Consider the following 25,999-nt stretch of genomic DNA (forward strand, 5'->3'; position numbering starts at 1 on the left):
AATAGGAGTAAAAATGCTTATGAAATTACCCCCAGGACCGAAAATTCCTTCTTGGCTAATACCTCTGCAATTCAATGCCGACCCCTTTGGCTATATGGATGCTATTTCCAAACGTTATGGTGATATCATTACTTTAATGTCGGGTTCTGCACCAACAGTTTATGTCAGTAATCCTTTAGGAATAAAAGAGATTTTCACAAGCACCAAGGAAATTTCAGCTAGTGGCAAATTAAACCGGGGTTTCGCCTTGATGACGGGAAAACAAGGAGTCCTTCAACTTGATGGGATACGCCACAAACATCGACGTAAGCTTCTAATGCCTGCTTTTCACGGTGCGCGGATGCAAACCCACGGACAGCGAATTTGTGACCTTACACACAAGGTTATGCAACAACAGGCAATAGGCAAACCTTTCATTGGCTATCCAACAATGGAAGATATCACTGTACGGGTGAGCATAGAAGTTGTGATGGGATTATCTGAAGGAGAGCGCTACAACAGACTCAAGCAATTGCTTTCTTTGGCTTTGAAACAGATGTCATCTCCATCGCTAAAAATTGCTCAAAATCTACCTTTTGGGGGGCGAGATTTAGGTCGGTGGAGTCCGCAAGGATACTTGCTTTACCTGCGGCGAGAACTTTTTGATTTGCTCTACACCGAAGTTCAAGAGCGTCGCCAGCAAGCACAGAACTTAGGTACTGATATTCTTTCTGAGCTAGTATTAGCAAAGGATGAAGCAGGTAATCTGTTAACCTTGGAGGAAGTGCGAGACTTATTAATCTCACCTCTTTTTGCAGCCCAGGATGCTTCGTCAACAGCACTTGCTTGGTCTTTATACTGGATTCACCGTTTTCCTCATGTTCGCGATCGCCTACTTTGTGAACTTGATAGTCTTGGTGAAAACCCAGACCCCATGAACATTTTTGCATTACCGTATTTAAGTGCAGTTTGTAACGAAGTTTTACGAATTTACCCAACTCAGTTATTTGCATTTCCCCGGTTGGTAGAATCTACTGTCAAGGTGATGGGTTACGAGTTGAAGCCAGGAACAATACTTGTTGGTAATATTTATTCGACACATCAGCGTGAAGATTTATACCCGGAACCAAAAGAATTTCAACCAGAACGCTTTTTAAAAAAGCAATATTCTTCCTACGAATTTCTACCTTTTGGTGGTGGTTCTCGCGTGTGTATTGGCGGAACTTTTGCCCTATTTGAAATGAAACTAGTATTAGCAACCATCCTTTCGCATTATGAACTAGAGCTAGTCAGTAACCGCCCAGAACGTCCTAAATTTGAAGGTCTAATTTCTTACCCTGATAGTGGTGTGAAGATGATTGTGCGTAGTCTGCGTCAACATCAAGGACAGTCCCAGTTATTAGCTGTTGATTTAATTTAATCAAAAGAGCAAATTCATTCCTTTCCATTGATACTGGAGTAAGTAATATTTATGACGCTACCTCCAAAAGTTAAAACACCCGCTTGGCTGCTAAGTCAGCAACTTAAAAATAATCCGCTTGGCTGTATGGATGCTATTTATAAACGCTATGGTGATGTTGTAACTATAATGTCTGGTTCTACACCAATTGTTTACGTCAGTAATCCTTCAGGAATAAAGCAGATTTTCAATAATACCAAACAGATTACAGACTCTGGTACATTTTTCCGAGATTCCACCTTGACAGTAGAACAGCGAGGAATCCTTCAAATTGATGGCTTAGTTCATAAACATCGTCGTCCTCTTTTAATGAAGGCTTACCACGGAGAGCGAATGAATGCAAGCGGACAACGTATTTGCAAACTAACAGAAAAAATTATTAGTCAACAGGGTATTGGAAAAACTTTCACTGCTTATGAAATCGGATTAAAAATTATCTTACAGGTAGCAATAGAGGTTGTGATAGGCTTGCGAGAAGGAGAGCGCTATGAAAAAATCAAGCGTCTATTTACCTCTTTGATAAAATATGAAGAATCTCCACTGTTCGATCTTGTTGTTAAACAATTCGCTTTTGCACAATTAGATTTAGGTCGATGGAGTCCAGCGGGATACCGTAATTACCTTTACAAAGAAATATTACAATTTTTATATGATGAAGTCCAAGAACGCCGGAAGCAAGCAGATTATTCACGTACTGATATGCTTTCCGAGCTTATATTTGCTCGTGATGAAACGGGTACACCATTAAGCGATGAAGAAGTGCGTGACCTCTTGTTTTTGCCTATTTTAGCAAGTAGAGATGGTGCAGCACATTCGCTCACCTGGTGTTTATACTGGGTTCATAGTTTAAGAGATATTCGCGAGCAACTCCTTGAAGAGCTTGATAGCCTCGGCGACAATCTAAATCCGATGAATATTGTCGCATTACCCTACTTGAATGCTGTTTGTAACGAATCTTTACGAATTTGTTCAAGTCCGATGTTCATGCTGCCAAGACTAGTGGAGTCTCCATTAGAGATGATGGGCTATGAATTAATTCCGGGAACAGTACTCATTGGTAATATTTATTTAATACATCAACGTGAAGATTTATATCCAGAGCCAAAACAATTTAAGCCAGAGCGCTTTCTAGAAAAAAAATTCTCCCCTTATGAATTTCTACCCTTCGGTGGTGGCGCTCGTAATTGTATTGCAGCGCCTTTTGCTATGTTTCAAATGAAGCTTGTGTTAGCAACTATTCTTTCAAACTGTAAATTAGAACTGGTTAACAATCGACCAGAAAAACAAAAGCGTTTTGATGACCAATGTCACCCAAAGAGCGGTGTAAAGATGGTTATGCGCGGTCAGCATTAACATTAGTCAAAGTACCAACCATTTATTCCTAACTTGTTTTAGCTATTAGATTTATACGTTTTTCAATCTAAAAATATATTTCCGGAATGGAGAAAGTAGATATGACAAAGAATGATAAAGGTGCAGTCGTCATAACAGGAACATCTACAGGTCTTGGTCGAGCAACCGTGCTATTACTAGATAAACAAGGGTATAGAGTTTTTGCAGGAGTCCGTACAGAAAAAGATGCTGAATCACTAAAGCAGGCTGCATCTGGAAATTTAACACCCATCATTATGGATATTACAAAAGCAGAAGAAATAAAATCAGCTTTAGAATTTGTCTCATTGGCAATCGGGGATGAAGGATTATTAGCATTAATTAATAATGCATATGTCGGGGTAGATGGACCATTAGAATGTATTCCAATAGATGATATTAGATGGAATTTTGAAGTAAATGTTATCGGTCAAATTGCAGTCACACAAGCCTTCTTACCAATGATACGAAAAGCTAAAGGTAGGATAATTAATATCAGTGCAATTTGTGGTAAATTAGCTTTACCATATAGAGGTCTTTTATCTGCTTCAAAATTTTTAATTGAAGCAATTACAGATTCTTTGCGAATCGAATTACGTTCGAGTGGAATTGAAGTACTATCGATATTACCAGAAGGAATAATCACTTCAGAACAGGCTGACAAAGTAGAAGCTAATTGCGAGAAAGTTTTAGCTAATATGTCAACCGAAATGAAAGCTATATATGGTAAAAATTTTAGAATATTTATGGAAAATTCTGCAAAGGGAAATCGGACTACAGGTTTACCAGTTGAAAAAGTGACAGCAGTGATATTAGAGGCTCTCGAAGCTTCCAAACCTAAAAGAGAATATTTTGTAGCAAAATCGCCGTGGGAAAGTAAACTGAATGCGCTGTATAAAAGATTAGTGCCGCACCAATATTTTTATGACAATCTTTTTAAAAATATCTGATATAAATATTGGATTTGATTAATAGTTTATTGATATTTCATTCTTTTGAAGAATAACCACAGCACAGTACAGTAAATATGCAAACCCAAAATAATACCCAATTTCTTGCAAAAGACTGTCGTTTTTGCTCTGCCGTTTCTAAAGCCAATGGAGAAGACTTAATTGGTACAGCAGATACTTGTGACTATTGGTTAATTATGGAAATTCCACAACCTTGGCCGCAAGAAATTTTTCAGGAAAATCCCACTCTCAAATCATTAATGGGTTTATTCCAAGAGTTAGTTTTTCAGCATGGGATTAAGTTAAAACCGATACTAATTGCTCCCGATCGCGAATATTCCAATCCTGGTTTCACCCGCGTGTTTTACTACTATCGTCCTGCAAAGCTATTTTCTCGGTTTGAGAAACAGGAATTTATTGTTCCAGAAAATAAAGCTGCTGATTTAGTAACGGCGATATTTAAACAGTTAATTCAACAACCTAATGATTTATCCGAATTTAAACAATATCAACAGCAAACGAGTCACATTCGCGAACTCATGGTTTGTACTCATACTCAAGTAGACCTAGCCTGTGGCAGATTTGGAACTCCTATATACCGACAATTACGTAAAGAATATGCTCCTGCTTCCAACGGAAAATTAAGAGTATGGCAAACAACTCACTTTGGTGGTCATCAGTTTGCTCCGACTTTAATTGATTTACCCCAAGGATGCTTGTGGGGACATCTAGAGCCAGATGTATTAGATTTACTAATACACCGAAATGGTTCAGTGTCAGGTTTATGTAAATACTACCGAGGATGGACTGGTTTAAGCCAATTTGAGCAAATTGCCGAGCGTGAAATTTGGATACAGTTTGGCTGGAGTTGGTTAGATTACTTGAAAACAGGAAAAGTTCTGGTGATGGAAGAAGTCGCTAAAGAACACGAGCCTAATTGGGCAGAAGTTCGGATTGATTTTGCTGCAACTGATGGTAGTAAAACAGGTGCCTATGAGGCCAGAATTGAAGCTTGTGGTGAAGTTATGAGTGCATTTAACTCAGCTAAATATTTGGAATTAGAAGCAGTTAAGCAGTATCGCGTTAGCAGTTTGGTTAAAGTTGAGTAAACAAATGACTTCACAAAAACAATCTCAAATCACAAATGAAATCCTTGAAGGTAATTTAATTAAACTGATGTTCAAGTTATCAGTTCCCAGTATTCTGGGGATATTGATGCTTAGTTTAAATACTTTTATTGATGCTTTATTTGCAGGCAGATTCATTGGTGAAACTGCTTTAGCTGGTATCTCGCTTGCATTGCCCCTTACAAATATAGTAAATGGATTTGCTAGTTTAATTGGGGTAGGTTCCGCTTCTGTTCTCAGTCGAGCTATTGGGTCTGGAGATATTAAAACTCAGTCTAAAATATTTGGCAACCTCATAATTATGAGTGTTGTAATCTCATGTTTTATTACAATTATTGGCTACAGTTTTGGTCAAGAATTAATTGCATTCATGGGAGGAAATGGTGAAGTAGCTTCCGAAGGGACGAAATATTTTAAAACTTATGTATTAGGTTCTGTTTTCTTAATAGTAGGAACAGCTTGTGGTGAAGTCATAAATTCAGAAGGACAAATTAGATTAACTACAATATTTAAGCTGACTTTTGTAACTGTTAACATATTCTTAAATTATATATTTATCACTGTATATGATTGGGGAACCCAAGGCATTGCTCTTGCTACAGTTATTGCGATGGTTGTTTCTAGTATTATGAATTTAGCTTATTTTACTATAGGTAAAAGTTTTATCCCAGTTAATTTGAAAAAGTTAGCTATTGCAATAGATTTATTACCCGCAATATTATCAGTGGGAATATCAGCACTATTTTATCCAGTTATGATATTGGTTCAAGAATTTATAATCTTTAATTTAATTTCTGATTACGGAACAAATAGTGATATTGCTTTCTTTGGAGCAACAATGAAAGTGGTTACATTAGTCTTTATTCCCATAATTGGTTTTGCAAATGCTTTAAAACCTGTAATTGGTATGAATTATGGTTCAAAAAAATATAACAGGTTAAAGAAAGCATATTTAATTTTTGCAATAATTGGAGCTATTTTATTACTATTTATTTGGCTACCTTTACAATTATTTCCAAGGATATTTTTAAATCTGATTCTGCCAAATGTTAATTTCTCCGAAGATGATGTGACAAATTTTAGAATTCTCAATATATTAACACCTATATGGCCTTTAGCATACTGTAGCAATACTCTTTTTTTATCTATCGGCAAAGGTAAAGTTGTGTTATTAGCACTATTTTTAAAAAGTATAGTTTTCAACGTGCCAATGATGCTATTGTTCTCAAATATTATGGGGTTAAGAGGTATATATATTGGCTCAATCTTAGGAGATATTTTATTTATGTTAGTAGCTTTGATATTAACATTTAGAGAATTTAAAATTTTATCTAGACTTCAGCACTTATAAATACTTATAAATTCTATTTATACAAATATTAGAACATTTTTTATATAAATAATTTACTGATAAAATACTTATTTTTATGTAGAATTAGATCGGATTGTCGAAACGTATAAAAGTAGGTGAAAAATGGCAACAATGGCAAAGTATTGCAAAGCATACTTAATTAAAAACTTACGTCAATTTGAGCAATGGACTGAGAATTTAGAAAATACAAGGGCATATAAACAAGAGATAGATGGTCAGGAAGTAGAAGTTAAAAGAGTGTTAACGGACGATGATTTTTTATATTTACAAGAAAACTACGTAGTTACAGATGGAATCTATAAAGACGAGAATATTATTTTTGATAATGTAACACCTGAATGGAAAGAGTTTTGTCAAAATATTCTTGAATTTGAGATTCCTGTTTATGAAGCAGTACAAGTACAAGCAACTGAAAGTCCTTCCGAAAAATAATTCTTAATTAATTAGGAGATATTTCTATGAACGAGTTAGTACAAAGATTGTCAGAAGGGGAACATCCAATCGAAGCAAGCTTGCGACCTGAAAAAACAGCTACAGCACTTAAAGAAAATATTGACCGAGGATATATACATATCAAATTCACAAACACAGAGGGAGGTACCGATCTAGGTGTAAGACTCGACTCGGAAGCATCTGTGTTTAATGAAGCTGACTTTGAGCATCAAACGGGGAAAGTTCATTTAGTTGGTAATTTGACACTGAACTATGTAAAAGTCAGATGTATTGCAGATGTTGATTTAGCGACTTTGAACGGTAAAGGACATTTAGAACCAGTAGAACAATAAGTTTACTTCTTTCTACCTTCACATATTAGTTAAATATCACCAGGTTAATTATGTATCAAGATGAAAAGGAAGACACTACAATTTACAAAGTTGTAGTTAATCATGAAGAACAGTATTCCATTTGGTCATCAGACCGTGAAAATCCTCAAGGTTGGAAAGATGTTGGTAAAAATGGACTCAAACAAGAATGTTTAGATTACATAAAAGAAGTCTGGACTGACATGAGACCGCTAAGTCTCCGGAAAAAGATGCAGGAAACATCTAGCAGCACCCATTAAGCCACTGTAGGTTTAAATTGCGTACTTGAGTGGGTTTTTTTCTGCCTACTTCAAGTTCATAAAAGCATTTTTTGAACGATGCAATTTTAAGTTTTTTAACTTAGCTACAATTGCTCTATAAAAAATGGGGTCGGCTTTTCTGATACGGGACTTGAATCTGTATCAGGACGAGTCCCGAACCGTGAAAACGAGGGCTTTCAAAAAAGCCTGTCATAGGTTCCCTTAAAAGTTTTTCTTCTAAAAAACTTTTAACCCTGTCCCATTTTTTAGCAGTACGTCAGTAACACTTTTTAAAAATTGGAGAATTTATTATGGTAGCGTCCTCAATTTCTCAAACACGAGTATGGTTTATTACTGGTTGCTCAAGTGGTTTTGGTCGAGCATTAGCAGAAGCAGTACTTGAGCGGGGCGAGACTGTGGTGCTAACAGCACGGAATTTACAGCAAGTAGAAGATTTAGCGGCAAGCTTTCGGGATAGCACATTATCAATACAACTTGATGTGACAAAACCCGAAGAGGTAAAGGAGGCTGTGAAAAAGGCGATCGCTTTCTTTGGGCGCATTGATGTACTTGTCAATAATGCAGGATGTGAGGTTGCTGGAGTAATTGAAGAAGTTCCCGATCAAGAAGTTCGTCGTGAGTTTGAAACAAACTTTTTTGGTGTCTTAGAAGTACTTCGAGCAGTGCTACCTCATATGCGACAGCAACGCAGCGGTCATATTCTCAATTTTTCTTCAATTGCTTGTTTTAGGGCTGGTGCTGGGGGAGGAATTTATGGAAGTAGTAAATTTGCACTAGAGGGAATTTCTGGTTCTTTGGCTAACGAAGTTGCACCTTTCGGGATAAAAGTCACGATGGTTGAACCGGGTTGGTTCCGTACAGATTTTTTCAGACGTTCTTATGTCTTAATGGACACTCAGATTGAAGATTATAAGCCATTAATTAATGAAATAAGTCAATGGGTGGTTCCCGTGCAAGAAATGAAAGCCAAGGCACCAGGAGACCCGAAGAAAGCTGCTCTAGCAATAATTAAAGCAGTTGATAGCGATAATCCACCAACCAGATTAGCATTGGGAGCAGATACAGTAAAAACTATTGAAGCTGCATTGGAGTTCATCAAAGCAGAATTAGATGCTTGGAGGGAAGTATCTGTAAGTACTGATTTTGATGAAGTGGTAGCAAATGAAGCTCAACTAGTGTAGTCGAAGTTAACTTGACACCTGCCTTTTTTTTGTCAGGACTTACGCAATTGTCACAAAACCCTGGTTGGTGCGTGACACAAAACCATTATATTGAGTCAGTGTACAAGCACCCTACGACCAGAATATGCCAGTCGCGTAAGTTTTATTTGTAAAGATTATTATAAATATGCAAGCATTCAATTCCTACATTACTTGCCCTAAACCATCACCTCAAGCCTCCTTGAGGTTATTTTGCTTTCCATATGCAGGTGGTAGCTCTTTAATTTTTCGTACATGGGCTTCGAGATTACCTAACAATATTGAAATTTGTCCTATAGAACTTCCAGGACGGGGAACGCAGATGAAATCACCTCCATTTACGCGAATGGAAGCTTTAGTTAATGCAATTGCTCCGATTCTCCTCCCATATTTAGATAAACCATTCGCTTTTTTTGGTCATAGTATGGGCGGATTGCTCAGTTTTGAACTTGCTCGCCATCTTCGCAAAGAATATGGTAAAAAACCAGTCCAACTATTTGTTTCTGCTAGTCGCGCTCCTCAAATCCCGTCACCGAAACCACCTATCCACGCACTCCCAGAAGCTGAGTTCTTTCAAGAGCTTCGCCATCTTAATGGTACACCTGCTTCAGTGTTGGAAAATAACGAATTAATGCAAATACTTACCCCTATTCTAAGGGCCGATTTTGCAGTTTTAGAAACTTACGTTTACACTCAAGAGCCGCCACTTGAATGTCCAATTGCGGCTTTTGGTGGATTAGAAGACCAAGAAGTAACTTTACAAGAACTAGAAGGGTGGCGATCGCAAACACAAAGCTCTTTCAAATTGCAAATGTTTTCCGGAGACCACTTTTTTATACACTCAGCCCAATCACTTTTACTTGAAAATTTAGTTAAATACTTGAAAATAATAACTTATGCATAAGTAGCGACCTAAGCGCAAGTTGTTTACATTAACTAAAAACTCAATAAAGGTGAAACTTGAAATGCCTTTTATAGCTGTGTAATATTTGCCTATATTTTTTTTAAGTACAGTAAATTAATTATGGTCTAACAGTTTGGTCTCGACGTAACACTGCTACGTCGAGACATCAGTTTTGTGTTTGAATGCAAAATATAAATAAATATAATATGAGTTCGTACAATACCTACAGTACGCTGCGTTAGCTACTAATATTACTTAATTCAAGAATGCATCATTTAATCCTATTTATTGAGAATATTTATCATATCTTGAGAAGATAAACCAACCACTTCAGAAAGTTCTTCTAAAGCCAATCTTTCCTGCATATTTTTATTCAACGTATCCGTAGCTACTGCAACATAGTCAGCATTATCTAACTGCTGAGAATTTCCTAAAGAAACATTACTGGCAATGCGTTCGCGCTCCCGAAATTTTTGCATCTGATAAGCGGCGATTTTGCTGGCTTGACGTGCTTGTAAGTAAGCAAAGTATTGTTTCATTACTTTCAGACGAGTTTGCTGCGCCCGTTTCTCGCAAACGAGCCTTCATAACAGGCATTTTATCTATGGCACTAAAGATTTTAATCGGTTTAATAGTCAAACTAATAGAAAAACCTAGCACATCTTCAAATAAAAAATTAGGTTTTGTATAATTTGTAATACTTTCTCATTGGTGATAATTCTATACTGATAGTATCTGCAAAAGCATCCAATCCCATTTCATATTTCGCCTTTCTCACCTCATGAGAGTTCTTTTGGGCAATCCGTACTAGCTTATTTATTATTCGTAAATCTTCTTGAGTAATTTCCGTTTGCAATGTTTCCGATGCTACAGCAACGGTCGAAAAGCTAATCAATATCAGCCCAGAAAACATCCCCCCAGGAAATCTTCACCATATCCCCGTGCGTCCGAGATACCCTTAAATAGAGAGACAGGCTTATTACAGATTTCAAAGCCTGCCCATATATGAGACTCCTAAAATACTTTACGAGATTCTAAATGAGCCTCAATATCCTTTCTAGTACGCCATACTGGACGCAACTTTTTCTCAGCAAAAAGTTGTAACTGGTCAACAGAATGGGGCGAACCAGGTTGAGATGAATTACCATAACTCATAAGCGCCATTGCTTTGACTGTTTTAGAAAACTCAATCGCAGCAACATAAGAATCACCCGCGACGGGTTGAAATCGATCATTTTCTAAGGGAGCAAAGTTGACGACACGGAAAATCCCCAAGTCTCCATCGCCACCATTACCCGGTAAATTCACATTCCTATATTTCAATCGAAAAACTTCTCCCCAAGCAACATCTAATTTTCCATAAACTTTTTGTACCTTTGTTGCAGCTGCTTCCAACAATGCTACTGCACTCTTAGGATTAGCTAATCCATCAGGTGTAGTCAATGGTGAGTCTTTTGTCCAGGGTTTACTAAAGGCTTCATCAAAATCTAGTTCTCGTGCCCAGTTCGCAAACAATACTGCTCCCCGACTATCCGCATTCGCTTGTCTATCCCACTTTTCTAAAACAGTAGCTGCTTGCTGTGCTAATTCACCCCCATACTTTCGCGCTGATGGAAGTAAATCATCTAGAATCCGCTCTGCAAACTCCATGTTTGTTGAGTGCTTGTATTTAACCATTTCATCGAAGGTTATTTTTTCATCTTCAGCTAACATTGAAGCTGAACTTTGCGCTCGGAAATCCATAAAACGAGGTGCCATATAAGACGGATATTTATCTGCTTTAATAGCCGCTGGAAAGGTTGTTGTCCAAGGTGGATCATTAGCATTTTGTAACCAACCACTATCCGGGTCAATAATTCGAGGTAAATCCTCATAAGGATGAATTTTCGTCCATAAAGTTTTTGATGTATTTCCAGGAATTTGACCTCGCCAATATTTCCAATCCCCTTGTTCGCGTACTGGAACTTGTCCGTTAAATAAGTGCATAATGTGCCCTTCGCGGTCAGCATACATGACTGTAAACATCGGTAATTGCAAACGTTTGAGGGCTTTTTCAAACTCTGCCAAATTTTGCGATCGCGCCATATCCCACCATTGTGACAACACGAACGGTCGATCAAGACCGACAACACGCAGTGCAGTAGCTTTACCATCTTTTTCTGACACAACGGGTCCATGAACAGAACTTTTAACTACCAGCGGTTGGTCACTAAGTGTCCCGTCTTTTTGTTTTACCTTCAAGGAAAGAGTTTTTGTTTCAAAAGGACGAACTTTACCATCAAAACGATAGCCATCACCAGCTAGTTCTAATTGATAAGCATCCCACCCATCATGGGTGTTAACGGTATGAGTCCAACCCAAATTATCGTTGAAAGCAATTGTTAAAACAGGAATCCCGACAAGTGATGCTCCATAAGCATCGATTCCCGGTGCAGTAATTTGAGCTTCGTACCATAAAAACAAATCCGACCAAGGTAAATGTGGATTTGCCAGCAGCATTGCATTACCAGATGCTGAACGAGAAGGTGCGATCGCCCACCCGTTAGAACCAGCTTTTGATTCTGACTTACTCACACCCGCAACTTGTTCTGGACTGACTACAAATGTAAAATTAAGTACTCTTTGTAAATGAGCGAGTATATCTTCTCCTTTGACTGGTAGAACAACTTCAACAGAGTCATCAATTGCATCCGGATTTTCTTTGGCGTAAGTATTGATACCATTCGCAAAAGCATCTAAATAACTACGGAAAGATGGATCTTGTGCTTCATACCAAACGCCAGCGCGTTCGGGTACTCCCATTGTCAACACCCAACGGTCTGAGTCTATATAGTCCTCTCCCCAGTATTGGGCTGCACGTCCTCTTGCTTGTCCGTAGAGACGCAAGAGTAAATTACCGTGGCTTTGCATTTGCGCCCATCCGAAACTACGGAATGCACTTGCGGTATTGTTACTATATATATGCGGTATGCCGTAGGTATCCCACAATATTTCAGTACTTTTTGGTGGAGAGCCTAGAGTTTGACATCCTAAAATAAATGCAAGCAATAGGCTGAGTGTAAATGGTAAAATTCGATTGCGATTTCTTTGGAAAACATTAATTATCAGAGGTTTGTCGCCATTCGGCAAAATGCTAACGGTAGGAATTAACTGCTGCATAGCTAATGAACATTATTTAAGTTAATTGATGATATTTTAAAAAGCTGCATATGTGCCAAATATCACATTTACTGATATCTTACCGAGTCGATACTGGTACCTTGGCAGTAGATTATTTTATAACCTACGTTGCACAGCAAAATTTTTCACTTTTACCTAATAAATAATAACAGGAATTGTTATCAAATACTTTTAATTATTCTTTACAAAAGTATAATTAAATATAGCTGTTTAGATTGAAGCTTTTGTTTTTCTTATGTAATATATAGGTTTTACTCTTAGACATAAATATAGCTGTTACCAAATAAAGATGCTAAATACAGGGTATTTATAGACTTGCTCTAAATTTGATACACATGAAAATTAAAATAGTTCCAAGAATAATTTCAAATAAAAATAAGAATCTAGCTATATTAGCATATACAGAAATTAGTAAACAAGAATTTATTGAACTAATTGATAAATGGAAAGAACCTTACGGGAAAGTTAGCTTTGGCATAGATAATACCCCCTATGGAATGCTTTGCTGGGCTTTATTTGTGCTGCACACAGATCGGAAATTAAAAGAAAAAAATAATGATTTATTCTTCGATTTGATATTTAACGTCAGTAAAGAAGAAAATCGCGATTTTGTCCAAAAGTGGTTTGACATTCTTTGTCAACAAAATGAACTTAATTTATATGTTCAACATGAACGTTACCTCCATAGGTATCGGCTTATGAATAAATTTGAGGTTCAGAAATGGTGTAAGTTAATGAATGATTGGATGATATATTCACAGACGAATTCAATCAGCTACATCCAAGCTACAAAATGGTTGCATAGAAATAGATTAAATAAGTTGAAAAAAGAGATAACGAGCAAATTAAGTCATAAAGATAAAGATGATATTCCTATTAATAAATTCGATAAATTATCTTCATTAATTCAAAACTATATCAAAAATGAAGCTCCACCCACTATCGTATGTGATACGACGCACTTAGTCGAAAATCACTTTCTACAAACTAAAAAATTAGAATTTCCAATTGCACGAGTTGAAGATAATATAATATGGCGAGAATTCAAGATAAATACTTCAAGTCAAATTGTTTTATTAGCTAAATTTGTGCAAAAAATACCTGCATATGCTTATTTACTTAATGGCGATAGGTGGGATAAAATCCTTGATGATAGTGATGAAGTTAATCAGAAATTATACACAATTACTGTATCTAGCTTATGTAACATTCCTAGCCAAGAAGCATTTGACAATTGTACCAAAGTGTTGACAGAAGCTGTAATTAACAGAGAATTTTCAATACATCAGCCCACCAGCATCATTGTTAATAAAAATGGTCTAGAAGAAATTATCTTTTATCCCCAAGATAACAGTGGTCTGCTATGCTTAGTTAAAATAGTTGTTGCATATTTTGATGATAATCCAAATAATTGCTTAGTTGTTGTCGGTAAAATTGATGGCAAACAGCGAAGCGTGGAAATAATCGGAGATTATACCGATTTCGATCCAGAAGTTAAAATTCTTAAATTCCTTGCTACAATTGCATACCGCGATCTTTTAGTTGCAAGAAAAGTATTAAGAAAACCAAACATTACGCCGACTTCCGGAACTGGATTCGGAAAATCATCAAGGGTTAATAGACATCGTATTCAATACGTTTCCCGTATTAAGTACGATAGGGATTTCGATAATAAGTTTGGTAATCCGGATAATGTATCCAAAGCCATAGCAAGTATTAGTCCTCATTTAAGGCAATGTCACAAGCGGAAATTAGCCCCTGGATATCAAGCTTCGGAAAAAGCAAAGCAATTAGCAGAAGAATATGATTACTTATTACCATCTGGATATACTTTTGTAACACCCACTCAGGTAGGTGAAAGTCATACTTTAAGAAAGGAATTTAAAAGTATATCGTTTTTGGATCTGATGTTTAGTTGAACTGATAAAAAAGCTTAAATCGGCTGAAGAACATCAAGAATTCTTGCTGGGATAAAAGCAGAGGTGTTGTCTTGTTGTGAATCATTTAACTAATTAAGCTAATTTAGCGACTTCAACAATTTGAGAATCCTTATTGGAACACAAACGGTAGTACTCGCCATCTAACTGAACAACTTTGTTTTCGCCCACTAAATCGAGAACTACACTGCTTGTTTCGTTTTTGTAAGCACGATAGGAAATCTCAAAATTATTGGAATTGTTAGTTCTGAGTTCTTGTTCTAATCTTTCTAATGATTCTGAAAACCAAAACCGTGAAATTTGACGGCGAGTCATTTCCGCACCAGTAGAAGCAAAAAGATTAGCACCAGCTTTGTTAACCCAGCACTGGCGATGATCGCTTAATCTAATCAGCCCCATCGGTTTGTCTTGACCTTCTCCTCTCGTCATTAAATCAAAAATGTTTATCCAATCCGAATTCCAAGCATTAGGAGTGATTGAAGTATGTAGCAATGCATCCTCAACAATACCCAGAGGTGTTTCCCCGCCAACTTTAATCGTTTTAGTAGTCATTTCTAATTCTCCTTTTAAATGCACCTCGGATTTACCAAAGATCAATCCCCACCTTTCCAAACGATGCTTACCTGATTCATAAATTGATTCTATTTCTGAGTCAAATAAGTTAAAGATTATTTCATTATCGGTAAACCTAGCTAATCTGGCTAACTTATTAAAATCTACTGTTTGTTTTGGCATTTATCCTGCTTCTCTTCCTCGCAATCATCCGTACAACAAGATTCTCTACCTTTATTTATATGTTCGTGAATAGTAGCTTCTAATATTTCTATTGGCTTACCTGTTAAACGACTCAAAGTTTGAATATCTAAATTTTTAACCGACTTAGCACCGGATAGCACATCTATATAATCAGCGAACACATCAGAAGATTCATCAAGCTTACCCGCTTCTTCAAGCTCATCAAGCTTTGTCTGTATTAAATAGGTTGCCGCAGGAGAAAGAGCTTGACCTAATAAAGCTGAGTATTTTTCGAGCTTTTTCACATACAAAGCAGGCAAACCAACGCTGATTCTTTTGATTTTGTGGGTTGTGGGCATATTTTCCATAGAGTTTACATACTAAAGAATATCACAAATTATCCTATAGGCTGCTAATAGGTTAATTTTAGGTGTAATAAAACACCTTTTCAAAGGCTAAGATGCCTATAGGCTGCTAATAGGCTAATATTAGGTATAAAACCAACCATCAGATAGATTTTCACTTACGGATGCCTATAGGCTGCTAATAGGCTAATGTATAAACGTAATAAAAATCCTTCTACCGAAAAAATGCGTAAATCTGAAATTGACCAAACTCAAAACCAAAATATCGAGCCAAGGTAATTTTTACGATACAGCTTTGGTATCGATAAGCTTCCCTCCGCAGAAGCCCTCGAAGAAGAAACCAGCTTCAATTACTCTTCCAAATGCGTCAGATTGCTCTCCAAGGTATTAGGTTTGCAAAGAAAAACAGTACGGGAGTGGGGGCACAACCCAAACTTTGAAAATATGCCCCAACACGCTCGCACTACCTGTAACTACGCTCTAGTAGCACTATCAAGAGAAGAGATAAAGAGAATCATGACAAACGATTCTCAAGCGCCAGGAATAACCGCAAGGCAATTTATAGAAGAAATATTGCTCAAAGATTTATCACCCGAAGAAAAGCTCAAGATAATAAGCTCCACTAAGTTTCGGAGTCAATTTTTGAATTTACTATCATAGACTTTAAAAGTATCTAAAATCACGATATACCAATGGGGCAGCAATATGGAATTATCTCGTATGCCCAAATACTATAAACATACTCTTGCTTACGCACTCGCAGCATACAAAAAGCAGCAAAGTATCGCAAAGCGGAATGCTGCTTAAGTTTTTGATTAAATATGTTTCTTATAGATGTTAAGAAGTAAAGGATACGGATGGGACAAGGGCAGCACCGAAGAAAAACGAGCGCTCAAGTTAGCAGAACATTTCGAGGATTTTGCACATCGCCCCCATGCTTTGATTCAGATATCTGTCACTACCTTATTAAGACTATGCTCCGAGAAATATCGCTTAATAATCGACGAATTAAAGCAAATTGACGAAGATGACTTAACTTCTACTTACGTATTAGATTTAATCAAGCAAAAGCAGGCTCAACTCAAGCTAGAAAAAGAGTCACAGCTACCCGAAAAGCCATCAATCTGGAAAAGAAATTGTCGGGGTGAACGCTACGTACAATTTCCCCCAGTCTATGAACAAGATCAACAAACTGGCGTATTAACCCAAAAATTGATGGATGAATACGGACTAATTCCGCAAAATATCCTTAGACGAGCAATCGCCGACTTATATCAAAAGATTGAAGATGAGAAAGGGCAGCCAGAAGAAAATGCTGCCCAAGAAGTGGATGTGAGAGAAAATAGTGGCAATGATAATTATAACCAGCCTTCGCAACCCAACCCAGTGCAAACTGTTGAAGAGAAATGGATTGAATTAAACGAGCAGTTGAAAAAAGATACCCAAACACTTGGCGAGATAAGTGGTGAAACGGGTAATTTAATCGTAGAAAATTGCCAGCGATGGGAAGCAGCAGTTCCCCAAGAGAAAAAGTGGGATGCCGTTTCCCATGTTGTCGGGCATAATGAAACTTCTTTCGAGCATCTCTCCAATTACGCACATGGCAACCAAACTGAGTGGAGAAAGAGTTGGGGTACAACTTTAGCTACTTATCACGACTTTGAGCGAGAATTAGAATGGGTAGGCACTACCATTCGCGATGATGCACTCATAGCAATGGGTTACAGAATATCTGCCACTGTGGAAGTCAAAACAAGTGAGTTTAAAGATAGGCGAGGCAAGATAATCGAATTACATGGTAATAATGCCACCCCTATACTCGTTAAGTTTGATGATTCGCAATCTTACTTCCATTGGAATAACTTGCAAATTGTAAAGGAAGCAGAAACATTCACTCACTGCACCACCGTAAAAGATATTCAGCAAGAAGAATATTTAGAGCAACAAATTGAATCTGATACAGAAGTAAAACCAACATTACTCGATAAGGCAATTGAAACTCTGATACATGGTGATTGGGGAAACATCAGAAATCTATTTAACAAACACCCGGAAATCAAGGGTAATGCATGGAAAGCGCTTTCTGCTACGCAGCGAAAAAGGGTACTTGATATCACACCTCAAACCACTAAGCTACTAGCTAAAGCAAAAAGAGAAGGTGTCATTCAAGAATTCAAAGAAATAGCAGCAGGGATGTATCAGATAAAGTTACCCGGTGCATTATTGTGGGAACAAAAAGCATTCCATGAAATAGAAATAATCCATTACCTGCGAGCGCGACAGCAGCAGTTAGTGAATAATACTAAAAGTTGAATCAGGATACTACTTTTCTACATGGGGATTAATTAAAAATCTCCATCAAATAAATCATGGGGAAAGAACAGAAAATTCCTTCCTGTTCATGCTGTTATCTAATTCGTTTAGATAAACCTTTAGGTAATGAAAAGCATAGCGCTCAATACTATTTGGGTTCGTGTTCCAACCTTAAGAAGCGGTTTGAACAACACCTAAAAGGTACGGGTTCAGCATTTACTCGTGCAGCAGTGGAAAAAGGAATTGCATTTCAAATAGTCTATATCTGGCGCACTAAAAGTAAAAGAGAAGCGCGGCAATTAGAAATCAAACTGAAACGTCAAAAAAAACAATCGACTAGTTTTGGCAAGACAATTAAGGAAAGATGGTACAAAAAACAAGAACAAAACAACCAGCTTACAAATCACGCAATCAGCGCCAAGGTAAAAAATTGTTTGAAAAAGTGTCGCAATATTCTTGTTATGAAAATAATAAAAAATTATGCACGACTGCCCGAAACTTTATTCGGCAACACAACTACAAACCTCCATGTATCGTTACCGTACTTAAATACAACGGTCAAAATTAAAAGTTGTTCTATTCAATTTCAGGATTGTTCAATTACAATTACGCTCTTATTAATCATCGAATGTTTGCAAAAGAAATTGAAGAATATTTAACTACCCAAATCTAAAATAAAAACGCTCGTTACACTAAATATTTATTAATTTGGGAGACAAAAATGAGCTTTGAACACAACCCTGAATAGGTAAATATAAATGATGAAAAATCGCTGTATGCCCGCATTGCAACATAAAGTTTGGTAATTACGAAGGAGTAACAACAGTGATACATGATATGGATACTTACAAAGTAAGACACATACCGCCGAAGCTAACTTTTAATTGCTTTAATGAAAACTGCAAGCATTGCGTTGAAGAATTTTCTTTCAAACTGACAGCAATTATTCATGCACAACTAACATACACTTAATCATAACTATACTTACCAATCTTAACAAATATTGTTCTAACTAAACAATTTATAATTACAGCTAGAACTTAACCCCTTTTTGGCATACAATCAATAAAATCGCTTGTTAGCACCGCAGTTTAACTAATTATTTAATAAACAAGATTTGTTTGTTATCCCAAAATCAGCTTTCTATTAAGTTGCCAACTTCTTCAATCAGTTGCTGGGCATTTTTTAATAGCGTTTCCACTTTTAATAACTTATTTCTAAGCTTAATACTTTCTCTGGCAACTATATTTCTGGCATCGTCGTCTCTTGATAGATGAATCATTCTAACTGCTTCAACATTTATCATAACTCTTATACCGTTTCTGGTTACTTCCCTGGTTTTTTCAATTGGTTTGAATATGGCTTCGCTAGCCGTTAATTTGTTATACTCAAAGATTTTTCTACCCCTTTTAACGTTGTACTGGTGAACCTCTACTCCACGAGGCGGAATGTACTGGTCTTGGGTTGCTTCTGCTAATTGTTGGGATAATTGAGATAACTGCTCTGTTAAATTAGTGATTAGGTAAGTAATTCCTAATGAATCCAGGGATTGGGGACAACCCCGACTTATCAGCATCATCCTTGCAGCTTGTTTTCTTGAGATAAGTATTCTTTCTTGAATCCGCTGCTGTTCTTGCTGGGCTTCTGCTCTAGCTTGCTGTAGTTCTTCCCACCGCCTTTCACGAACTCGTATCAATTCCAACTGTTCATCAGGTGTCAGTTCGTAAGCACTACCGCAAGTTTGGTAATTCAAGCAGTCGCTAGGGTCTATCCCAGGTTGGATCATCATTGAGGCACAGTCAAAACCTAAACCGCATTTTTTCTTGGGCATGGTTGGTGGGGGATATGCAATTTTGTTCTAGCTATTATTATAACTGATTTAGCTAGAACAAAGTTGTTGTTGCTTGGGTTGAACCGTAGAGCAGAAAGGAATCATAGACCTCTACTCAAGGTATTAACTCCCCCTCTGCCTTGGGCATCCTTAATTTTGCAGCTGAGACATTTTTCATCCTGTGAAGATAATATATGCCCGCAAATTAAACATAATAAATTATCTTTGCGAGCGCACATCTGTTTCCACAACCTTGAATGGTATTTATTAATATTATCTAAACCAATTTCTGTCAGTTGATATTGTTTGCTCGGTAGTAATTCAATTAACTCCCACTGGCGCATTGTAGATAATCTATGCTTAATTCTCTTTTTCTTAACATCGGGTCTGTGTATACCCAACCTGCGATAAAAACCTACACCATTAACATACTCCATAGTTTCTGAAATTCTAAGTGGATTTTTTAGAACAAAGGGTTCTAAAATAAGATAGTCAAAACAAAAGAATACCCTTCGGCTTCATATTTCTTTAAGAACATAGCAAGTATTAAATTAACAACAAGGGATATTATATAATACAGCTAATATAAAGATGAGATTAAAGAGGTATTATGAACCTGGAGATAATCCCTATAGAGTTTGAACTTAAAGCTTTACAAATAGCAGCTAAAAGTTATACTTGTGCCCGGTTTAAATTAGTTCAAAAAAGTTTTGATAGAAATATATTAAATATAGAATTTAAAGCTTATTACAACCAACAAAGTTGTTCTAATCGTTCTAAGATTAACCCAACAGATGATTCTTATAAAATCAATAGTATTGACTTTGATGTATGGTTTGATAGCGAAGAAAGGTTGCTTATTTCATCATTCTGGAGGCGTAGTTTATTAACTCTGGTTCATGGAGGTGATAACAATTTCTATTGGATGAATGATGACGGGAAAGAATTGCCACAACCTTACCCCGATGGTTCAAAGTTTGAGAATATGGCGCTGGATTTGTACCCTTTGATGAAGCATTACTTTTTATAGATATTGGTATTTCTTCTAGTTGGCATAATCATTTTGTTCTAGCAGTTTAGATTAAATATATAGCTAGAACAAGATGATTATGCGATTTAGCAAATAAAAGACGAGCTTTCGTCTTAATCCTTAATTGATTTAACTTAAATCTTTGATGACAGAAACCTTTGTGGGGTAAAAAGATTTAGAAAGCGGGTTAAAGTATTTCTGGCAGCCTTGAAAATAGTACAAAAGTCTGACTAGACAGTGGCTACATCAGCTAGTAGCCTAAAAATTAATAGTTGTTTGAGTTAGCCAAAACAAAAAAACCATGACTAGCCGATGTCAGTTGAATTTAAGATTTGATGGTAGAGAAGTATTAAAGCAAGCTGCGATGAATCGCTCAAAGGAGATGGGGATTACTTTAACTGATTTTATTGCTTCTGCCCTACCCCACCACAGTCTCGCCTACCCGAACAACGATGATATTGTTAAGTTGCTAAACCAATATCGCTCCTGTTTAAAAGAAACTACTAATAACAATAAAAATACTACACTTTACCATTTATTAGAAAAAACTGATAATGTGACGAATTTGTTTGATACTGCTTTAAATATTAAATTAAGTACCGCATCAATTATTTTCTTGAAGCTACGAGCAGAACTTTACCAACACCAAAACCTAGATAAAACTAGTTTCAATGAATTAGTTGCCAACTTTGTTGAAGTCCGCGAACGTGACATTGCTCTAGCATTATGGTTAGTGGGCGTATGTTTTGGATTTGAGTTTTTTTGTGCAAATTATTATGAGGCAACCCAGCCTGGGTTTTTCTTAGAGTTTTAGTTCTTTAACTGCTGCTGGCTTCATTTTTATCTTTGTTTGCACCGCTTCGCAATCAATATCAAGCACCATAAAGCTTTATTAACGAGAAATTCAGCTAGCATTTTCCCTTAAATATCAGATGATAGCAAGGTTCGGGATATAGCCACCGAATGTTTATCCGAAAGCCTCGTGATTTGTAATTCAGCTTATTATCAAACCAAATCGGCAATTATATCTGTCATCTTCTTTTGTAATTTCTGCCGATTATCATCATATTTGATAACCGTATCTGGTTTAGAATGACGGCTAAACCTCTGTGTCGCTCTGTAGTTACCATTGTTATTATCTAATACTGTAGTAATGCTGCTATGTCTTACCCTATGTGGTGACATTTGTTTGCTAATTCCTGCTTTCTTGCATAATCCATTTACTAATCGACGAATTGCTTCTCCACTTAATCGTTTACCTCTACCGTTATACGCAAGTACCATAAACAAAGGTTTTCTACTAAAATGACTCCTATGAGAAGTTATCAACCAATCTGTAATCGCCTCTACAGTCTTCCGACTCAAATCAACAATCACTTTTTGCGTGCCCTTCCCTTTACCTAGTATTAATAACGTACTCATTTGCCCGTCAAAATCACCTACGTTTAAATTGCAAACTTCGCTTCTGCGGAGCGCGTTATCCCACAACAAACGTAATATCGCATAATCCCGCTTACCCGATAGCGTATCCCTATCAATTAACGCTAATACTTTTGCATAATCTTTAGGAGAAATACCACTTGTATCGCGGTATGATTCAACCTTCTCCCCTTTGATATCTTCCAGGGTATACTTACACAATCCTAACTTACGTCCCATTGCTGCAAGTGACTTAATTGCGCTTAACCTTCTATTTACCGTTGCTTCTGCTAATTCCTTCTTCACCAAATGAGCTTTATATTTCAAAACTAACATCACCGCATGATGCTGATCCAATTGTAGAAATTCTAGAACTAACTGTTGAGATGGTACGCACCCCGCAACGAATAAGAAAAAATCCTTCATATCCTTTTCATACGCTCGCTTAGTATTTAGCGATCGCGTATCGCTGAGTAATTGCTGAATAACATCGGGGTCATTATCGATGGTAATTGGGTGTGGGGAGTTCGTAAGATTCATGAAAATTGAGATAGTGCGGAAATACCCATTATCGCACTATTTGACAAAAAGAAAAGATAGGAAACTTCCGTGTACACTGTATACGTTAATTATATTCCAAGTAAGGGGTGCGAGATTTGATTATTATTATTTCCAAGCGAGCAACCGCCTCGGAAATAGAGCATAAATTTTACATAAAAGTGGTAGTAGACATCGAACACCATATCCTAGCTGGCGGTGGCGAAATGCATTATGATTGCGAACAGGATTTATTAGAAAATGGTAGTCAGCAACAAAACCTTTGGGGCGCAGGTTATATGCCTTTAACTGGAAACGTAACTTACGATTCGCTAATAAACATCCGCTCACGTCAGAATCGCTCAATGGAGATTCTTGACGTTAAAATAAGAGAAAATGTAACTCAAATCGTAACTGAATTACTGGGGAAAACATGAATACAGCTTACTTAGATAAAGAACATTTTCAACATTACAATATTTCTACAAGATTAAGCCATTTGGCAGCACACCTTACTCAAATTCAATCGCTTACCATAAATAAAGCAGAGGAAAACGTAATCGTTAGTTTTATGCGTCAAAGTCTACATTTTATTGAATGGACTGTTCCTGAGTTAGTTGAGATTGATATTGATCGAGCCGCAGAATTAGTAGATTTGGGACGTATTATTGCTAGATGGCAACACAGTTGGAATAAAACCTATAAGTCAGCAAAATCTCGCAGTGAAATCGCTGATACTGCTGGTAAGCTATCAAAACGAGTCCAAGAAATCTCGGCGCACAGTACGGTGTAAATAAACCGAAAGTTATCTTGTATTTTAGGATAATAATTAAATAAAAGTCATTTCTCAATTTACCAACATATAAAAATTTAGTAATTTAAAAAAATGCTTAAAAAAGTTGGCGTTGCTGATTGAAAGTATGAATGCGTCTAAAGTACAAACGAAAAGAACTATAAAAACGTTGTTCAATCATGCTAAAAATGTAAATTCATACCCGGATTCAGCAACGCCAAAAAGTTTATCTGTGCTAATTTAAAATCGTCAAGTAGTTTTACTAAAAAAAGCATACAATTGGTTAATAATATAGAATTTTCATTGACAGCATTTTTTCATATAAAAACAGCATCTTTAACAAAAATAAAAATGTGTACCAAAAAGTTGATACATTACTCTTTACCAATAGAATGAGATTTGCGTGCTTTGCAAGTTGAAGTTTTGTAGTTATCTCAAGAAATGGGTAGTTATTGTTGCGTAACTCTCCCATCAATTAAGAGTTTTAGGATGAATCTCCCCATCTCCCCTGAAAAAAATCGCTCTCTTATTTGATGAATTTGAATTATTTATCTGGAACTGATAACAGTGGAGTAAACGCATAACTGCATTTCTTACATCGATAACTTTGATGTTTGTTGCCATCAGCTAATATCTGAAATCCATTTCTAATAAGCTCTTCTGACTTACAATTAGGACATTTTAAACTCGAAATTTTTGAATTTATTTTTCTAGTTTTTCGCTTGTCTGGTTCAGGAATAGGTATATTAATTGAATTAATTGCTTGTCTTTTAGCTTCTTCCCCACGCATATCGTACATAGCAGTGGTGTCAGCAGAAGCGTGACCTGCTAATTCTTTGACAGTAATTAAATCAACCCCCGCATACAATAAATTAGTAATAAAAGTTCTTCTGAAGTCGTGAACGGTAAATCCATCTAAACCAGCAATTTTTCCCCTGGTTTGTAGGGCTTTTAATATGCCTTGGTCTGACATTCTTCTATATATAATATTATGACCTCTACTAAAGGGATAAAGAAGTGGTCCAGGTTGTTTTTTTCTGAATTTAACCCATTCTTTTATAACTTTTACACCTTTAGGTGGAAGGTATACTACGCGGTCTAAATTTCCTTTACTATTGTGGATATGTAACGAGCAATTACGTGGTTTAAAATGGCTTAAGTCGAGACTCGTTACCTCACTACGACGTAACCCTACCATCAATATTCCAAGCAATGCAGTATCCCTTAAACCCAGATTAGAATTATCATCAAGACAATGCTTCCATAAAGTCGTAATTTCTGCGTCATTAAGTGCCCTTCCTTTTAGTAACCTTTTACCGCGCACGGAAGCAATATCGGCAGCTCGTGCGTATTGTTCTCTAGTTGTTAATTCCAGCCGCCAAGCCTCTTTGAGCGTCCTTCGCAAGGCACACAGCATTTTGTTAGCCATTGCAGGGCTATATTTTTCCATCAAAATAGACCGGATTATAGCCGTATGCTGATATTTAAGTTTTGACCAATTTAAGGTCGTTGCATCGCATTGGTTATCAGTTAATAACTTAGCAATAGTATCCAAAGCCTCGCGCATTGTCCGACGAGAGCCTTCACCGAGCGAACGTAAGTAAACCTCAGCTGGTTGCAGGGTTAAAGGTACTGGCTGGGTTAAAGCTAATGGATTATCCCGGTTTTGATTGTCTCCGATATTTAGCGGCTTGTCGTCGGACATTTCCTTAAATTAAATAGTCACCCTCAAACATTTTCTATTAGTTGGGGTCACTATTTCAAATTTTGCCAAAGTTGTTTTAATTTCTGAGAATTGTATCTATTACCATACTGCTACTTAGAATTAGCCGCAGCAAAGAAAACGATAAGCCACATTGCCTAAGATGTTGTAACAGGTAAGCTCTTGGCAGTGATTGATGAGCGTTAAAGGCATTGAGCCAAGATACGTGTAAAAACCGGCAACATGGTCTATAAACTCTTGCTATGTCTAGCTTTCAAGTATATAGGGTGGAAGTTTCATTGCAGCTTCCAATGGCTGGGGAATTGCTGTAAATTCACCACATAATCTCCGTATTTTTTGATATATCTGGTCACGTAAGGACTCAAAGCTTTAAGATATCTACGATTAACCTCTTCTCCCTGTACGGATAGCATCTGAATCGCCAACGACATATCTAATGTCTGACATAGCACTTCCCAAAAAAATGCTTATATCACAAGCATAAAACGATGTGGGAGCAAAGATAATAATTTAAGTTTTAATTCTCTTCCCGCTATTGCGATTGGAATAAGTAATAAACAAGGATAATTTTGACGTTTGGTAGAGGCAGATAAACTTCCGGTTTGCCCAATTACAAATACTATTTCAATCAAAGAAGGTAAACTAATTGTAATAAGTAAGACCAGTTTAAACCGTTAACAACAACCAATAG

28 protein-coding genes and 1 pseudogene are annotated in these 25,999 nt (G+C 36.8%); 19 read left to right on the plus strand and 10 right to left on the minus strand.

Annotated features, from left to right (window positions below; genetic code table 11):
- Positions 1-19 precede the first annotated feature (19 nt).
- The 10 genes from ACM03V_RS10805 (at position 20) to ACM03V_RS10850 (ending at position 9,445) form a co-directional block, all read left to right on the plus strand.
- A complete protein-coding gene (locus ACM03V_RS10805; protein ID WP_414620781.1) occupies positions 20-1,399 on the plus strand; it encodes a cytochrome P450 in 1,380 nt (459 codons plus the stop codon).
- Between the two features lie 51 nt (positions 1,400-1,450).
- Positions 1,451-2,791 carry a cytochrome P450 gene (locus ACM03V_RS10810; RefSeq protein ID WP_414620782.1) on the plus strand — a complete coding sequence of 447 codons (1,341 nt, stop codon included), beginning with the start codon at positions 1,451-1,453 and terminating at the stop codon, positions 2,789-2,791.
- 101 nt (positions 2,792-2,892) lie between these two features.
- Positions 2,893-3,759, plus strand: a complete 867-nt coding sequence (locus ACM03V_RS10815) for an SDR family NAD(P)-dependent oxidoreductase (RefSeq protein WP_414620783.1) — start codon at positions 2,893-2,895, stop codon at positions 3,757-3,759.
- A 77-nt stretch (positions 3,760-3,836) separates the two neighbouring features.
- On the plus strand, positions 3,837-4,868 hold the full coding sequence (locus tag ACM03V_RS10820) for a sucrase ferredoxin (protein ID WP_414620784.1): 1,032 nt from the start codon (positions 3,837-3,839) through the stop codon (positions 4,866-4,868).
- A 4-nt stretch (positions 4,869-4,872) separates the two neighbouring features.
- A complete protein-coding gene (locus tag ACM03V_RS10825) occupies positions 4,873-6,237 on the plus strand; it encodes an MATE family efflux transporter (RefSeq protein ID WP_414620785.1) in 1,365 nt (454 codons plus the stop codon).
- 123 nt (positions 6,238-6,360) lie between these two features.
- Complete coding sequence (locus ACM03V_RS10830; RefSeq protein ID WP_414620786.1) at positions 6,361-6,690, plus strand: hypothetical protein; 330 nt, start codon at positions 6,361-6,363, stop codon at positions 6,688-6,690.
- Positions 6,691-6,716: 26 nt separating this feature from the next.
- Positions 6,717-7,043 carry an MbtH domain protein gene (locus ACM03V_RS10835; RefSeq protein WP_414620787.1) on the plus strand — a complete coding sequence of 109 codons (327 nt, stop codon included), beginning with the start codon at positions 6,717-6,719 and terminating at the stop codon, positions 7,041-7,043.
- 50 nt (positions 7,044-7,093) lie between these two features.
- The gene (locus ACM03V_RS10840) at positions 7,094-7,321 is read left to right on the plus strand and encodes an MbtH family protein (protein WP_414620788.1); all 228 of its coding nucleotides are present in this window, start codon (positions 7,094-7,096) and stop codon (positions 7,319-7,321) included.
- Between the two features lie 311 nt (positions 7,322-7,632).
- Entirely contained in the window at positions 7,633-8,523 is an 891-nt protein-coding gene (locus tag ACM03V_RS10845; RefSeq protein WP_414620789.1) for an oxidoreductase, read from the plus strand.
- Between the two features lie 166 nt (positions 8,524-8,689).
- The gene (locus tag ACM03V_RS10850) at positions 8,690-9,445 is read left to right on the plus strand and encodes a thioesterase II family protein (protein WP_414620790.1); all 756 of its coding nucleotides are present in this window, start codon (positions 8,690-8,692) and stop codon (positions 9,443-9,445) included.
- A gap of 281 nt (positions 9,446-9,726) precedes the next feature.
- On the opposite strand, the gene ACM03V_RS10855 is transcribed toward ACM03V_RS10850, so the two are convergent.
- The 3 genes from ACM03V_RS10855 to ACM03V_RS10865 form a co-directional block, all read right to left on the minus strand.
- Positions 9,727-9,984, minus strand: coding sequence for a hypothetical protein (locus ACM03V_RS10855; protein WP_414620791.1), 258 nt, complete (start codon positions 9,982-9,984; stop codon positions 9,727-9,729).
- Positions 9,985-10,121: 137 nt separating this feature from the next.
- Positions 10,122-10,340 (minus strand): hypothetical protein, encoded by a 219-nt coding sequence (locus tag ACM03V_RS10860; RefSeq protein WP_414620792.1) that lies wholly within the window; start codon positions 10,338-10,340, stop codon positions 10,122-10,124.
- A gap of 119 nt (positions 10,341-10,459) precedes the next feature.
- Positions 10,460-12,604, minus strand: coding sequence for an acylase (locus ACM03V_RS10865; protein WP_414620793.1), 2,145 nt, complete (start codon positions 12,602-12,604; stop codon positions 10,460-10,462).
- 356 nt (positions 12,605-12,960) lie between these two features.
- Here ACM03V_RS10865 and ACM03V_RS10870 point away from each other — a divergent pair, with 356 nt between their 5' ends.
- Positions 12,961-14,544: a hypothetical protein gene (locus ACM03V_RS10870; protein ID WP_414620794.1), complete on the plus strand. Its 1,584-nt coding sequence runs from the start codon at positions 12,961-12,963 to the stop codon at positions 14,542-14,544.
- Between the two features lie 93 nt (positions 14,545-14,637).
- Here the strand turns inward: ACM03V_RS10870 and ACM03V_RS10875 are convergent, their stop codons facing one another.
- Both ACM03V_RS10875 and ACM03V_RS10880 read right to left on the minus strand, forming a co-directional pair.
- Positions 14,638-15,297, minus strand: a complete 660-nt coding sequence (locus ACM03V_RS10875; protein WP_414620795.1) for a hypothetical protein — start codon at positions 15,295-15,297, stop codon at positions 14,638-14,640.
- Entirely contained in the window at positions 15,279-15,656 is a 378-nt protein-coding gene (locus ACM03V_RS10880) for a hypothetical protein (protein ID WP_414620796.1), read from the minus strand. Before ACM03V_RS10880 ends, ACM03V_RS10875 begins: the two co-directional genes overlap by 19 nt.
- A gap of 378 nt (positions 15,657-16,034) precedes the next feature.
- Between ACM03V_RS10880 and ACM03V_RS10885 the strand changes: the two genes are divergently transcribed.
- The 4 genes and pseudogenes from ACM03V_RS10885 to ACM03V_RS10900 all read left to right on the plus strand — a co-directional run bounded on the left by ACM03V_RS10885 (position 16,035) and on the right by ACM03V_RS10900 (position 18,543).
- On the plus strand, positions 16,035-16,322 hold the full coding sequence (locus tag ACM03V_RS10885; RefSeq protein WP_414620797.1) for a hypothetical protein: 288 nt from the start codon (positions 16,035-16,037) through the stop codon (positions 16,320-16,322).
- 174 nt (positions 16,323-16,496) lie between these two features.
- Complete coding sequence (locus tag ACM03V_RS10890; protein WP_414620798.1) at positions 16,497-17,975, plus strand: hypothetical protein; 1,479 nt, start codon at positions 16,497-16,499, stop codon at positions 17,973-17,975.
- A 56-nt stretch (positions 17,976-18,031) separates the two neighbouring features.
- Positions 18,032-18,295, plus strand: a pseudogene (locus ACM03V_RS10895) (GIY-YIG nuclease family protein); the annotation flags it as partial.
- A gap of 44 nt (positions 18,296-18,339) precedes the next feature.
- Complete coding sequence (locus ACM03V_RS10900; RefSeq protein ID WP_414620895.1) at positions 18,340-18,543, plus strand: DUF3155 domain-containing protein; 204 nt, start codon at positions 18,340-18,342, stop codon at positions 18,541-18,543.
- 567 nt (positions 18,544-19,110) lie between these two features.
- Here the strand turns inward: ACM03V_RS10900 and ACM03V_RS10905 are convergent.
- Positions 19,111-19,806 (minus strand): hypothetical protein, encoded by a 696-nt coding sequence (locus tag ACM03V_RS10905; RefSeq protein ID WP_414620799.1) that lies wholly within the window; start codon positions 19,804-19,806, stop codon positions 19,111-19,113.
- 101 nt (positions 19,807-19,907) lie between these two features.
- Positions 19,908-20,243 carry a hypothetical protein gene (locus ACM03V_RS10910; protein ID WP_414620800.1) on the minus strand — a complete coding sequence of 112 codons (336 nt, stop codon included), beginning with the start codon at positions 20,241-20,243 and terminating at the stop codon, positions 19,908-19,910.
- Positions 20,244-20,416: 173 nt separating this feature from the next.
- Between ACM03V_RS10910 and ACM03V_RS10915 the strand changes: the two genes are divergently transcribed.
- Complete coding sequence (locus ACM03V_RS10915; RefSeq protein ID WP_414620801.1) at positions 20,417-20,836, plus strand: hypothetical protein; 420 nt, start codon at positions 20,417-20,419, stop codon at positions 20,834-20,836.
- Positions 20,837-21,137: 301 nt separating this feature from the next.
- Complete coding sequence (locus ACM03V_RS10920) at positions 21,138-21,650, plus strand: hypothetical protein (protein ID WP_414620802.1); 513 nt, start codon at positions 21,138-21,140, stop codon at positions 21,648-21,650.
- Between the two features lie 191 nt (positions 21,651-21,841).
- Here the strand turns inward: ACM03V_RS10920 and ACM03V_RS10925 are convergent, their stop codons facing one another.
- A complete protein-coding gene (locus tag ACM03V_RS10925; RefSeq protein ID WP_414620803.1) occupies positions 21,842-22,795 on the minus strand; it encodes a tyrosine-type recombinase/integrase in 954 nt (317 codons plus the stop codon).
- A 116-nt stretch (positions 22,796-22,911) separates the two neighbouring features.
- Between ACM03V_RS10925 and ACM03V_RS10930 the strand changes: the two genes are divergently transcribed.
- Positions 22,912-23,229, plus strand: a complete 318-nt coding sequence (locus tag ACM03V_RS10930) for a DUF5674 family protein (RefSeq protein WP_414620896.1) — start codon at positions 22,912-22,914, stop codon at positions 23,227-23,229.
- Positions 23,226-23,585 carry a hypothetical protein gene (locus ACM03V_RS10935; protein WP_414620804.1) on the plus strand — a complete coding sequence of 120 codons (360 nt, stop codon included), beginning with the start codon at positions 23,226-23,228 and terminating at the stop codon, positions 23,583-23,585. The genes ACM03V_RS10930 and ACM03V_RS10935 overlap by 4 nt, the downstream gene beginning before the upstream one ends.
- A 544-nt stretch (positions 23,586-24,129) precedes the next feature.
- Here the strand turns inward: ACM03V_RS10935 and ACM03V_RS10940 are convergent.
- Both ACM03V_RS10940 and ACM03V_RS10945 read right to left on the minus strand, forming a co-directional pair.
- The gene (locus tag ACM03V_RS10940) at positions 24,130-25,290 is read right to left on the minus strand and encodes a tyrosine-type recombinase/integrase (RefSeq protein WP_414620805.1); all 1,161 of its coding nucleotides are present in this window, start codon (positions 25,288-25,290) and stop codon (positions 24,130-24,132) included.
- A 293-nt stretch (positions 25,291-25,583) separates the two neighbouring features.
- Positions 25,584-25,760, minus strand: coding sequence for a hypothetical protein (locus tag ACM03V_RS10945; protein WP_414620806.1), 177 nt, complete (start codon positions 25,758-25,760; stop codon positions 25,584-25,586).
- Between the last annotated feature and the right edge of the window lie 239 nt (positions 25,761-25,999).

The organism is Calothrix sp. CCY 0018 (genome assembly GCF_963920925.1).
GTDB lineage: Bacteria > Cyanobacteriota > Cyanobacteriia > Cyanobacteriales > Nostocaceae > Rivularia.